At 73.0% G+C, this 12,530-nt stretch carries 9 protein-coding genes and 2 pseudogenes; 1 reads left to right on the top strand and 10 read right to left on the bottom strand.

Annotated elements, in window-relative coordinates:
* Nucleotides 1-10: 10 nt before the first annotated feature.
* The 3 genes and pseudogenes from arc to QUE47_RS13610 form a co-directional block, all read right to left on the bottom strand.
* Complete coding sequence (gene arc / locus QUE47_RS13620; protein ID WP_286217730.1) at nucleotides 11-1,675, bottom strand: proteasome ATPase; 1,665 nt, start codon at nucleotides 1,673-1,675, stop codon at nucleotides 11-13.
* 142 nt (nucleotides 1,676-1,817) lie between these two features.
* Nucleotides 1,818-2,767: pseudogene (locus tag QUE47_RS13615) on the bottom strand (tRNA (adenine-N1)-methyltransferase).
* Between the two features lie 124 nt (nucleotides 2,768-2,891).
* Nucleotides 2,892-4,190, bottom strand: coding sequence for a site-2 protease family protein (locus QUE47_RS13610; protein ID WP_286217729.1), 1,299 nt, complete (start codon nucleotides 4,188-4,190; stop codon nucleotides 2,892-2,894).
* A gap of 207 nt (nucleotides 4,191-4,397) precedes the next feature.
* Here QUE47_RS13610 and QUE47_RS13605 point away from each other — a divergent pair, with 207 nt between their 5' ends.
* On the top strand, nucleotides 4,398-5,228 hold the full coding sequence (locus QUE47_RS13605) for a RecB family exonuclease (protein ID WP_286217728.1): 831 nt from the start codon (nucleotides 4,398-4,400) through the stop codon (nucleotides 5,226-5,228).
* Nucleotides 5,229-5,302: 74 nt separating this feature from the next.
* Here the strand turns inward: QUE47_RS13605 and QUE47_RS13600 are convergent, their stop codons facing one another.
* The 7 genes and pseudogenes from QUE47_RS13600 to QUE47_RS13570 all read right to left on the bottom strand — a co-directional run.
* Nucleotides 5,303-6,019, bottom strand: a complete 717-nt coding sequence (locus tag QUE47_RS13600; RefSeq protein ID WP_286217727.1) for an HAD family hydrolase — start codon at nucleotides 6,017-6,019, stop codon at nucleotides 5,303-5,305.
* Nucleotides 6,016-6,870 carry a shikimate dehydrogenase gene (locus tag QUE47_RS13595; RefSeq protein WP_286217726.1) on the bottom strand — a complete coding sequence of 285 codons (855 nt, stop codon included), beginning with the start codon at nucleotides 6,868-6,870 and terminating at the stop codon, nucleotides 6,016-6,018. The genes QUE47_RS13600 and QUE47_RS13595 overlap by 4 nt, the downstream gene beginning before the upstream one ends.
* Nucleotides 6,870-8,018 (bottom strand): endolytic transglycosylase MltG, encoded by a 1,149-nt coding sequence (gene mltG, locus QUE47_RS13590; RefSeq protein ID WP_286217725.1) that lies wholly within the window; start codon nucleotides 8,016-8,018, stop codon nucleotides 6,870-6,872. The genes QUE47_RS13595 and mltG overlap by 1 nt, the downstream gene beginning before the upstream one ends.
* Before the next feature lie 75 nt (nucleotides 8,019-8,093).
* On the bottom strand, nucleotides 8,094-8,588 hold the full coding sequence (gene ruvX / locus QUE47_RS13585) for a Holliday junction resolvase RuvX (protein ID WP_286219513.1): 495 nt from the start codon (nucleotides 8,586-8,588) through the stop codon (nucleotides 8,094-8,096).
* Nucleotides 8,589-8,758: 170 nt separating this feature from the next.
* Entirely contained in the window at nucleotides 8,759-11,470 is a 2,712-nt protein-coding gene (alaS, locus tag QUE47_RS13580) for an alanine--tRNA ligase (protein ID WP_286217724.1), read from the bottom strand.
* Between the two features lie 127 nt (nucleotides 11,471-11,597).
* Nucleotides 11,598-11,936: a hypothetical protein gene (locus QUE47_RS13575; protein WP_286217723.1), complete on the bottom strand. Its 339-nt coding sequence runs from the start codon at nucleotides 11,934-11,936 to the stop codon at nucleotides 11,598-11,600.
* A gap of 79 nt (nucleotides 11,937-12,015) precedes the next feature.
* Nucleotides 12,016-12,372: pseudogene (locus QUE47_RS13570) on the bottom strand (DUF948 domain-containing protein); the annotation flags it as partial.
* Between the last annotated feature and the right edge of the window lie 158 nt (nucleotides 12,373-12,530).

The raw sequence follows: 12,530 nt of genomic DNA, 5'->3' as shown, positions 1-12,530 counted from the left end.
ACCCTATGCGTCAGAGGTACTGCCCCGTGTTCGTGACCGTGTCGATGGTGCGCGGCGACGAGCCCTCGCCCTCCTTCTGGACGATCGTGCGGATGAAGACGATGCGCTCGCCCTTCTTCCCGGAGATCCGCGCCCAGTCGTCGGGGTTCGTCGTGTTCGGCAGGTCCTCGTTCTCGCGGAACTCGTCGACGCACGCACCGAGCAGGTGCTCGACGCGGATCCCGCGCCGGCCGTCCGCGAGGAAGTCCTTGATCGCCGACTTCTTGGCGCGGTCCACGACGTTCTGGATCATCGCGCCGGACGCGAAGTCCTTGAAGTACAGGACCTCCTTGTCGCCGCTGGCGTAGGTGACCTCGAGGAACCGGTTCTCGTCGGCCTCGGAGTACATCCGCTCCACCACCGCGCGCAGCATGGCAGCGAGCGCCTCCTCGCGGCTGCCGCCGTGCTCCGCGACGTCGTCCGGGTGGATCGGCAGGTCCTCCGTGAGGTACTTGGCGAAGATCTCCTGCGCGCCCTCGGCGTCGGGCCGCTCGATCTTGATCTTCACGTCGAGACGGCCCGGCCGCAGGATCGCCGGGTCGATCATGTCCTCACGGTTCGACGCGCCGATCACGATCACGTTGTCGAGCCGCTCCACGCCGTCGATCTCGCTCAGCAGCTGCGGCACGATCGTCGTCTCCACGTCGGAGGACAGCCCGGTGCCGCGCGTGCGGAACAGCGACTCCATCTCGTCGAAGAACACGACGACGGGGGTGCCCTGCGAGGCCTTCTCCCGTGCCCGCGCGAAGATCAGGCGGATGTGGCGCTCGGTCTCCCCGACGTACTTGTTCAGGAGCTCGGGCCCCTTGACGTTGAGGAAGTAGCTGCGCGCCGTCGCGTCGCTCGAGCCGTCGGAGGGCTCCGGCGTCGCGGGACCGCCCGCGCGCTCGCCCCGGCGGGCGACCATGTGCGCGAGGGAGTTCGCGACCGCCTTGGCGATCAGCGTCTTGCCGCAGCCCGGCGGCCCGTACAGCAGGATGCCCTTGGGCGGGCGCAGCCCGTGCTCGCGGAACAGGTCGGGGTGGTCGAACGGCAGCTCGACCGCGTCCCGGATCTGCTCGATCTGGGGGCCGAGCCCACCGATGTCCGAGTAGTCGATGTCCGGGACCTCCTCGAGGACGAGCTCCTCGACCTCGGACTTCGGCACCACCTCGAAGACGAAACCGCTGCGGTTGTCGACGGTCAGCGTGTCGCCGGCGCGCAGCGCACCGCGGTCCACGGAGCCGGCGAGCCGCACGACGCGCTCCTCGTCGGCGCGGCCCACCACCAGGACGCGCTCGGCGTCGAGGACCTTCTTGAGCGCCACGGTCTCGCCGATGCGCTCGTACCCGCCGACGGCGACGATCGTCATCGCCTCGTTGAGCCGCACCTCCTGACCCGGTCGCAGCGACGCGAGGTCGAGACCCGGCGTCGCGCTGACGAGCATCTTGCGACCGGCGGAGGACACGTCCACGGAGCCGTCGCCGTGCAGGGCGAGGAACACCGCGTACGTCCCCGGGGGCTTGGCGAGCTCGTCGATCTGACGCCGCTGCTCGACGATCTGGTCGCGCGCGGCACGCAGAGCCTCCGCGAGGCGCTCGTTCTTGGCGGAGAGGATCGCCAGCTGGCGCTCGTGCTCCCGGTCCGTCTCGGTCATCGCCACGTCCTCCTCGTCACGGGTCGTCCGGCGACCCGCGGTGGTCCGTCACCCGTGATGTTCGACTCTAGGCAGATTCACCGGTCCCGTGGGAGAGGGACACCCGCTGAGACGGCGCCTGCGACGGATCGTTACGTGCTCGTCACGTCGGGTCGGGCGCCTGGCCGACGTCCCGGCGGACCCTGCGCAGCTTCTTGTCCGAGACGGGGCGCTCCCCCACGTCCTCGGGCGTCCAGTCGTGGTCGGCGGGGTAGGCGCCCTTCGCCGGGCGCCGGCGACGCTCAGGTGCGGAGACGCCGTCGGCCATCCGTCGCGCCGTGATCAGGAACCCGGTGTGGCCGACCATGCGGTGCTCCGGCCGCACCGCGAGGCCCTCGAGGTGCCAGCCGCGGACCATCGACTCCCAGGCGCTCGGCTCGGTGAACCGGCCGTCCGCCCGCAGGTCCTCGGCGACCCGGGAGAGCTGGGTCGTGGTCGCCACGTAGCAGACGAGCACTCCCCGGGCGCGAGGGCGTCGGCGACGACGCCCACGTTCTCCCAGGGGGCGAGCATGTCGAGCACGATCCGGTCGACCGACCCGGCGGGTCCGATCGTGGGCAGGACGTCGGCCAGGTCGCCGACCGAGAGGTCCCACGCCGGGTGGGGGCCGCCGAAGAAGGTCTCGACGTTGCCGCGCGCGATCGCGGCGAAGTCCTCGCGTCGCTCGATCGAGTGGACGCTGCCGCCGTCGCCCACGGCTCGCAGCAGCGACATCGTCAGGGCCCCGGAGCCGACTCCCGCCTCCACGACGCGCGCGCCCGGGTAGATGTCGGCCATGCCGACGATCTGGCCGGCGTCCTTCGGGTAGATCACCGCTGCCCCGCGAGGCATGGACAGCACGTAGTCGGACAGCAGCGGACGCAGGGCGACGTACTCGATGCCCGCCGTGTTCCGCACGACCGAACCCTCGGGTTCGCCGACGAGGGCCTCGTGGGCGAAGTACCCCTTGTGGGTGTGGAACGTGGCCCCGGCCGCGAGCGTGATGGTGTGCAGCCGACCGCGCGGGTCCGTGAGCTGCACCTTGTCGCCGTACCGCAGCGGACCGCGGCGCACCTCCGCGCCCGTCGGGGCGGGCGTGCCGGTCGGGGCGCTGCGCGGGCGGTCTTCGGGTCCGGCGGCGCTCGGGCCACCTGCGATGTCGTCGGTCACGACGGACCAGTCTAGGGCTCCTGCCTGGTCAGCCCCGGCCCGACCGTCCCTGGGGCGGCCCGCCCCCGGGCCGTGCCCGCTGGACGGCCTGCACGACGTCGTTCACGAGCAGGACGCCCACCACGCGCCCCGCGTCGACCACCGGGAGGACGGCGGCGGCGCGGGCGAGCGCCGCGACGCGGTCCACGAGGTCCTCGCCCCGTGCGCCCAGCTCGACCCACCCGCCGCCGGGCAGACCGACGGCGACGGCGGCCACCGGCGTCGCCGCGAGGCGCTCCGGCGGGACGGACGCCAGCGTGGGGGCCTCGACCACGGCGACAGGTCGGCCCGACGGCTCGACGACGACGACGGCCCAGGCGCCCGCAGCCGCAGCGGCGCGCGCCACGTCCGCGGCGCTCGCGTCGGTCGGCACGACGCTCGCCGGCCGCACGAGCGCGCGCGCCTCGACCCGGGTGACCGCCTCGCGACGTCGCGCGGCCCGCAGCGATGCGCCCGCCCCGGACCAGAGGAACGTGCCGATGAGGACGGCCCACAGCACGGTGTACCAGTCCGGCAGCCCGCCGCGCGCGAGCGGCAGCAGCAGGACGACGACCAGGAGTCCGACCGCGACCGCACGACCCGTCCACGCCGCCGCGACCGCGCCGCGGTACCGGCTGCCCGTGGCGGCCCACACGGCCGACTCGAGCACCTGCCCGCCGTCCAGCGGTAGCCCCGGGAGCAGGTTGAAGAAGCCGACGAACGCGTTCGAGAACGCCGCCGCGTAGAAGAGCAGCGGGACGATCTCGCCGCCGATCCGCGCGTCGAAGAGCAACCAGAAGCCCGCCGCGAGGAGCAGGTTCGTCAGCGGCCCGACGACCGCGACCAGGAACGAGTCCCGTGGACGCGCCGACGTCCCGGTGTACGCGGTGTGCCCGCCCCACACGGTCAGCGCGAGCTCCGTCACGCGGTGGCCGAGCTTCCGGGCGACGACGGCGTGCGCCACCTCGTGGAGCATCACGGACCCGAACAGGAGCACGACGAACGCGAACGCGACGACGTAGATGCCCCCGCCCAGGTCGGGCTGGTACGCCTCGACGGTCGGCGCGAACAGCACCGTCAGCAGGACGGCGGCGATCGCCCACGACGGCGTGATGATCACCGGTGCGCCCGCGACGCGACCGATCACCCAGCCCCGGCTGCGGCCCGCGTCGCGCGCACGACCACCGCCGCGCTGCGGTGCCGACGGTCCGGGAACGGGCGCTCCGGGGAAGGGCGCTCCGGGGACGGGCGCTCCGGGGCCCGGTCCGGGTCGCTCGGGTCCGGGCGGAGGTGTGGGTGGCTGCGTCACGCGGGTCACCCTAGCCCGCGCACCACCGATCCTGGGCCTCGCTGCACCCGGCCGGAGCGCAGCGAGGCCCGGGATCGGTGGGCGCGCGGCAGGAGCGGGGCAGCCGCGGCATGTCGGGGGCCCGCCGTAGGGTCGACCCATGTCCGTCACCGACGTCCCGGCCCCGGTCCGCCGCCCCGGCCTCTCCCCTCCCGGGCGAACGACTTCATGCAGTGCCCGCAGCTCTTCCGGTTCCGGTCCATCGACCGGCTGCCCGAGCCTCCGAGCGAGGCCGCGACGCGTGGCACGCTGATCCACGCCGTCCTTGAACGGCTCTACGACGCACCGCTCGGCGAACGCACTCTCGCCGCCGCCGTCGCCCTGCTCAGGCCGCAGTGGGCGGTGCTGCAGGAGACCGACGAGCGCTGCGTCGACCTGTTCGACGACGAGGCGTCGGAGCGCGCCTGGCTCCTCGGCGCCGAACAGCTGCTGGCCACGTACTTCACCCTGGAGGACCCGAACCGCCTCGAGCCCGAGTCCCGGGAGCTGCGGGTCGAGACCGAGCTCGAGCAGGGCCCCGCCATGCGCGGGATCGTCGACCGCATCGACGTCGCCCCCGACGGCGCCGTGCGGGTCGTCGACTACAAGTCCGGGAAGTCCCCGCGCGAGGGGTACGAGGGCTCCGCGCTCTTCCAGATGCGCTTCTACGGCCTGGTGCTCTGGCGCGAGCGCGGCGTGCTCCCGAAGATGCTGCAGCTCGTCTACCTGGGCGACGGCCGGGTGCTGCGCGCCGAACCCACGCAGCGCGAGCTGGAGATCACGGAGCAGAAGGTGCGCTCGCTGTGGGCGTCGATCCAGGATGCGGCACGCACCGGTCAGTGGAGCCCGCGGAGATCACGGCTCTGCGACTGGTGCGCGCACAAGACCATCTGTCCCGCGTTCGGGGGCACACCGCCGGAGGTCTCGCCCGAGCAGGTCGAGCGGACCACCGGCGTCCGCCCTGCCGGATCAGGGGCCGGCGCGGCGACGGACGCCGAGCCGCGGCACGAGACGATCTAGCCCGGACGCAACGCACGCAGCGCGAGCGCGACGGACGGTTGCCCGACTCCGTCACCGGCCGACTGCCCGGCCGGTCAGGCCAGCTCGTCGACGACCGCCCCGCCGTGGATCCGACGGAGCAGGTCCACGCCGACACCTTCGAGGCCGGCGAGACGGCTGAGCCCGGGTGCCGCGGCGACCGGGACGACCGCCTGCACACCGATCGTCGTGGCGCCGGCCGCCGAGGCGGAGGCGATACCCGGCGGCGAGTCCTCGATGGCGACGCAGTCGCCGATCGGCACACCGAGGAGCCTCGCGGCACGCAGGTACGGTTCCGGGTGCGGCTTGCCCTGGTCGACGTCGTCACCGCAGACGACCACCTCGAACGACCCGGCCGGGGCCGCGGCGACCAGCGGCAGCGCGAGGTCCCGGTACGACATGGTCACGAGCGCGCACCGGATGTCGGCGGCGCGCAGCTCGGACAACAGCTCGAGGGCACCGGCCCGCCACGGGACGCGCGCGGTGATCTGCTCCGCGACGCTGCGCACCAGGTGCGCCACGATCTCCTGGGTCCCGAGCCGCACCCCGGACTCCTGGAGCACCCGCGCCGAGACCTCGAGCGGGTTCCCGACCAGACCGAGCGCCTGCTCGTGCGACCAGCTGCCGCCGTGCGCGGCGACCAGCGCCGTCTCGGCCGCGATCCAGTACGGCTCGGAGTCGACGAGCGTCCCGTCCATGTCCCACAGCACCGCGGCCGGGTCCGGCCCCGGTCGAGCGACCTCCGGCACGGCCCCGACGTCCGGCCGGGTCACGCGGCGAGCGCCGAGCTCAGCGCGGCGTCCATCGCTGCGAGCGGCGCGGCGTGACCGGTCATCAGCCGTACCTGCTCGGCGGCTTGGTGCAAGAGCATCCGCTCGCCGGCCACGGTCGCGCCGCCGCGGCGCGCCCACGCCGCGGAGAGCGCGGTCGGTCGCGGTTCGTAGACGACGTCGAGCAGCAGACCGTCGATCGCCGGGGTGTGCGGTCCCGACGCGCCGCCGAGCTCCGCGGCGATGCCGTCGGCGGCGGCGCCGGGCAGCGTGGAGATCACGATGTCCGAGGACTGCATCAGCTCGACCGCTCGGTCGAGCCGGTCGAACGTCGGCGAGACGCCCATGCGTGTCGCGGCCGCCCGCAGGTCTCCGGTGCGGGCGAGCGAGCGCACGAGAACACTAGGCGTCGTGCAGCCGAGCTCGCCGAGCGCCGCGAGGGTGGACGCCGCGGTGGCGCCCGCGCCGAGGACCGTCACCGAGCGAGCGGTCCGGCCGTCCAACCCCTCGCCGAGCGCGCTGACGATGCCGTGCACATCGGTGTTGGCGCCCACGCGCACGTTCGCCACCGGCAGGAGCGTGTTGACCGCGCCCACCACCTCGGCGAGCGGATCGATCGAGTCGAGCAGCGGCATGACGGCGTGCTTGAGCGGCATGGTCAGGCTCAGCCCGCACCAGGACTCGTCCATCGCCGCCACGAACGCGGGCAGCTCCTCGGCGGTGACGTCCTCGGTCCCGTAGGTCCACCCGTCGAGGCCGAGCGCCGCGTACGCGGAGCGGTGCAGCACCGGGGAGAGGGAGTGCGCGACAGGATGCCCGAGCACGGCCGCCCGGCGCGGACGGCTGGTCGTCATCAGCCGTTCGCCGCCTGCCACTCGCGCAGCTCGGCCACGTTCTCCTGGTGCTCCTCGTACGTCGCGGCGAACTTGGTCTCGCCGGTGTCGAGGTTCACGGTCGTCCAGAACAGCCAGTCGCCGTCGGCGGGGTTCATGACCGCGTCGATCGACGCGCGCCCGGGGGCGGCGATCGGGGTCGGCGGCAGCCCCGGGTTCACGTAGAGGTTGTACTCGTTGGACTCGTCCTCGAGGTCGCTCGTCGTGAGCTCGGTCCCGGGCTTGCCCGCGCCGTACGCGACGGCAGCATCGATCTGGAGCGGCATGCCCTGCTCGATCCGGTTGTCGATGGCGCGAGCCATCTTGGCGCGGTCCTCGTCGTTCGCCGCCTCGCGCTCGATCAGGGACGCCTCGGTGAGGACCTCTTCCCGGTCTTCCTCAGCCACACCGGCGTCGTCCAGCTGGAGCACCGTCTGCGTCACCATGTCGCTGAGGATCGAGGTCGCGTTCGAGTCGGGGGCCAGCAGGTACGTCGTCGGGAAGAGCCAACCCTCGTACTCGCCGCCGGCGACGTCGGGCAGGCCCGTCGCGTCGTTGTCCTCCATCGCCGCCTCGAAGTCCTCCCGGGCGATCCCGGTGACCGCCGTGGCGCGCTCGAGGATCTGGTCGACGGTGTACCCCTCCGGGATCGTCAGCTTGGTCTCGACCCGGTTCTCGTTCGCGACCAGGCGGGCGACCGCACCCTCCGCCGACATCTGCGTGAGCATCTGGTGCGTGCCCGGCTGGATCGAGCCGGAGTTCGGGTTCGCCTCGAAGGCGATGTTGAACGCCTCGACGCTCTCGACGACGTCCGCCGAGACGAGCTCGCGTCCCATCACGGACCCGGTGTCCCCGGGGTTGATCGTCACGTCGACGGGATCGATCCCCGGTCCTGGGTAGTCCGCGACCGCCTCGGGCTTGATGTCGTCGAGGAACGACATCACCTGGTCGCGCAGGACCCACCCGGCGGCCGCGAGGACCGCGAGGATCACGACCAGCAGCAGCGCCGTACGCCGACGGCGCTGCGCCTTGCGCTTCTTCGCACGGCGGTCGCGCTTGAGGTCCGAGCGGGACCCGAGAGGCGCCGCTGCGGGCTCCGTCGTCGAGGTCCCAGCGAACAGATCACTCACGAGAGAGGTCTCCCTGATGTTGGTCGTGTCGTCCCCGGGGACGGTCGCCGCGGGTCCTGCGTGTCCGGAGCCTGGTCAAGACTCGATCAGCTCGCCCGAACGTTGCCCGGAAGCGCGCTCCACGTCAAGCGCGGACTGCAGAATGATAACGGCTGCAGCCTGGTCGATCACCGACCGGTGCGTGCGCCCCTCGCGGCCGGACGCCCTGAGGGCCTGGTGCGCGGACACCGTCGTCAGGCGCTCGTCGACCATCCGGACGGGGACCGGCGCGATGCCGTCGGCGAGCTGTTCGGCGTAGGCCCGGGCCCCTGTCGCCGCCGATCCCTGCTCACCCGAGAGCAGCCGGGGCAGGCCGACGTAGACGACTGCTGCACCGCGGTCCCGGACCTCCGTCGCGATACGTTCGAGATCGCTCCCCCAGGATCCGTCGGTCCGCAGGTCGCGAGCGAGCGTCTCGACCGGGGTCGCCAGGAGCCCGTCGGGATCGCTGGCCGCGAGCCCCACCCGGACGTTCCCGACGTCGACCGCGAGCCGCGGCCCGCGCGGTAGCGGACCCGAGCCTGTCGGCAGGGTGGACGACGCCGGCGCGCCCGTCGGGGCCTGAGTCCCCGGCGGTACCGGGGCCCCGACCCCAGGCGGGACGTCGCCCGACGGCCGGTCCGCGGCACCCCTGCCCCGAGCGGAGCGGTGCCGCGGCTTGCGCGGCGTGCGCCGGTCGCCTGCGGCCCCGCCGTCGGTGGTCACGCCTGGAGCGCCGACCGCACGCCGTCGAGGGCTGCCGGCAGCGCCGTGACGTCGGTGCCGCCGCCCTGGGCCATGTCGTCCTTGCCTCCGCCACCACCGCCGAGCGCCCCCGCAGCACCCTTTGCGAGCACGCCCGCGCGCACACCAGCGGCGCGGGCGTCGGCGTTCGTCGCGACGACCACGAGCGGGCGCCCCTTGGCGACACCACCCGCAGCCACGACCACGGCGCCGTCCTCACCCAGCCGGGCGCGCACGTCCAGGACCAGCGCGCGCAGGTCGTCGGCCGAGGCCACCTCACCGGCGTCGTGCAGGACCAGGCGTGCTGCGCCGACCGTCTCGGCACCCGAGGCGAGCGACGCCGCCTGGGCGAGGAGCTGACCCTGACGCACGGTCGCGAGCTCCTTCTCGGCCTCCTTCAGCCGGGTCAGGAGCGAGCCGACCCGCGACTCCAGCTCGTCGGAGCGGACGTTGAGCATCCCGCTGAGCTGACCGACGAGAGCGTGCTCCTTGGCCTGGAACCCGTACGCGCCGGCACCGACGAGCGCGTCGACGCGGCGAACCCCGGAGCCGATGGACGCCTCGCCGAGCAGGGTCACGAGCCCGAGCTCGCCCGTCCGGGCGACGTGCGTCCCGGCGCACAGCTCGCGCGACCAGTCGCCGCCGATCGAGACGACCCGCACCTCGTTGCCGTACTTCTCGCCGAAGAGAGCCATCGCCCCGAGGGACCGCGCCTCGTCGAGCGGCATGACCTGGTCGGTGACGTCCAGGTTCTCGGCGAGCCGCACGTTGACGCGCTCCTCGATCTCCGAGAGCACCCCCGACGGGACCGCCCCGGTCGACCGGAAGTCGAAGCGGATGCGGCTCGGCGCGTTCTCCGATCCGGCCTGCGTGTGGTCCTTGCCGAGCGACTCGTGGATCGCCTTGTGGATCATGTGCGTCGCCGAGTGCGCCTTGCTGATCGCGACGCGGCGGTCGCGGTCGATCTGCGCGGAGCCCGAGTCCCCGAGCGCGACCGTGCCCTCGGTGAGGCGACCGCGGTGGACCGACAGCCCCTTGATCGGGCGCTGGACGTCGTCGACCTCGATGGTCGCGCCGCCGTCGAGCACGATGGTCCCCTGGTCGGCGAGCTGGCCGCCGGCCTCGGCGTAGAACGGCGTCCGGTCGAGCACGACCTCGACGTCGGCCGGGGCCGTGGCGGCCGGTGCCGGGGCGCCGTCGACGATGAGCCCGGTCACGGCGACCGCCGCGTGGTCGCTCGTGTACCCGAGGAACTCGACCGGTGCCGCGAGGTCCTTCTCGACGGCCTCGTAGGCGTGCAGGTCCGCGCCGCGGCCCCGCTTGGCGAGCGCGTCCTCACGGGCACGCGTGCGCTGCTCGGCCATGAGGCTGCGGAAGGCCTGCTCGTCGACCGTCACGCCCTGCTCGGCCGCCATCTCGAGCGTGAGGTCGATCGGGAACCCGTAGGTGTCGTGCAGCGCGAATGCCTCGGCGCCACCGAGCACCGGGGCGTGGGTCGTGCCCGAGCCGTTCGACGAACCCGCGCCCACCGAGGCCTTCGCCTTCGCGACCGCCGTGTCGAGGATCGTCGTGCCGGCGACGAGCGTGCGGCGGAACGCGTCCTCCTCCGCGTACGCCACGTCGGCGATGCGGGAGAACTCGTCGGCGACCACCGGGTAGGACGCCTGCATCGCGTCGCGCGAGACCGGCAGCAGGAGCGGCAGCGCCTCGTCCTCGTACCCGAGCAGCCGCATGGCGCGCACGGAGCGGCGCAGCAGGCGGCGCAGCACGTAGCCACGGCCCTCGTTCGACGGGCGCACGCCGTCGCTGATCGTCATGAGCGCCGACCGCACGTGGTCCGCGACGACGCGCAGCCGGACGTCGTCCTCGGCGTCCGAACCGTAGGTGCGCCCGGTGATGCTGGACGCGGCCTCGATGACCGGGTAGACCTCGTCGATCTCGTACATGTTCGCCTTGCCCTGGAGCAGGTAGGCGATGCGCTCGAGGCCGGCACCGGTGTCGATCGACTTGTGCTCGAGCTCGCCGAGCAGCGGGTAGTCCTTGCCGAGACCTTCACCGCGCTCGTACTGGTCGAAGACGAGATTCCAGAACTCCAGGTAGCGGTCACCGCCGGGGTCCACGGTCCCGCCCTCGGCCTCGGGGCCGAACTCCGGCCCGCGGTCGTAGTGCCACTCGGCGCAGGGACCGGCGGGTCCCGGACGGCCGGTGTCCCAGAAGTTCTCCTCGCGCGGGAGCCGGACGACGTGGCGCGGGTCGAGCCCGACGCCGCGGGTGAGCGCGTCGTACGCCTCGTCGTCCTGGTCCCAGGTCGTCACCCAGAGGCGGTCGGCGTCCAGCCCGTAGCCACCCTGGTCCTGCGGGGTCGTGATGAGCTCGAAGGCGAAGTCGATCGCCTCGGCCTTGAAGTAGTCGCCGAACGAGAAGTTCCCGTTCATCTGGAAGAAGGTGCCGTGGCGGGTGGTGCGCCCGACGTTCTCGATGTCATTGGTCCGCAGGCACTTCTGGACGCTCGCCGCACGCGGCCACGGGGCCTTCTCGGTCCCGAGGATGTACGGGATGAACGGGACCATCCCCGCGATGGTGAAGAGGATCGACGGGTCCGGGGACACGATCGACGCGGAGGGCACGACGGCGTGATCGCGCGCAGCGAAGTAGTCGAGCCAACGGGTACGGATCTCGGCGGTGCGCATGGTGTCCTTCGTGAGGAGGGTGGTCCGGGTCTGGTGTGCCGGCCGGGCGGACGGTGCCCAAGCCTAGTTGTGGAGCGGCGGCGGTCCGGACCTCGGCAGCTCGAGCCGGGCTGCAGGTCCGGGAGGGTCAGAAGAACGAGTAGCCGAGCTCGTCCTCGTCGTCGACGGCCGGCCCGTCGGCGCGACGATGGCGCGCCGACCGGGCGGCGCGGACGTCCTCGGGGGCGGGCTGGCCGTCGGCGAGGAGCGCGCCACGGAGCTCGGCCTCCCGACGGCGTCGCGCGTCGGTGAACTCGGCGCGGAACACCCGGACGGCCTCGAGACCTCGGGCGCCCGCATCGTTGATCTGGTCCGTCGCGCTCTCCACGACCGCGGCCGGCGCGAACCTCGCGACGATCTTGCGTCCCTGCACCACGACGATCACGGTCACCGTCACGCCGACGCCGACCCAGAAGATCCGGCTCACCGGGCGTCTCCGTCCGTCGCGGGGTCGCGCCCGACGGGCCGGGGGCTGCCGCGGGCCCGGCCGTCGACGTCCCATCCGGGCCTGCGGCACGGCCGGACGCCTTCGCGTAGGCCTGCCGCACCCCGTAGCTGAAGGCCGAGACCTTGATGAGCGGGCGCCCGAGGGTCGCGGCCCAGAGCCCGGAGAGCGCCGAGACGTTGGCGCTCACCTGAGCGGCGGACGTCGTGATCGTGTCGACCTTCTCCAGCTGGCTGTTGGTGCTCACGATCGTCTTCGCGGTCTCGTCGAGGATCGGCACCGTGTGGTCCGTCGCCTCGCGGAGGCTCGTGCGCGCCTCGTCGAGCACCCGTCCGAGCTTGACGAGCGGGATCGCCAGCGCGCCGACGAGCAGCACGAACGCGATCGCCGCGATCAGTCCCGCGATGTCTCCGACCATGCTCTCAGGGCTCCTTCGTCAGGTGTGTGTGGGGGCGTCGTCCGACACCGTGTGCTCGCAGGGAACACTACCGCCCGGACGACGGACGCCCCGGCCGTGGCACGAGCGGCTGCTCGTGCCCCGACCGGGGCGTCTCGACGATCCGGTGCCCCGTGGAC

This window comes from Paraoerskovia sediminicola (assembly GCF_030296575.1).
GTDB lineage: Bacteria > Actinomycetota > Actinomycetes > Actinomycetales > Cellulomonadaceae > Paraoerskovia > Paraoerskovia sediminicola.
Note: the sequence above shows the minus strand (reverse complement) of the source record. Positions and strands in the feature narration are given on the sequence as shown.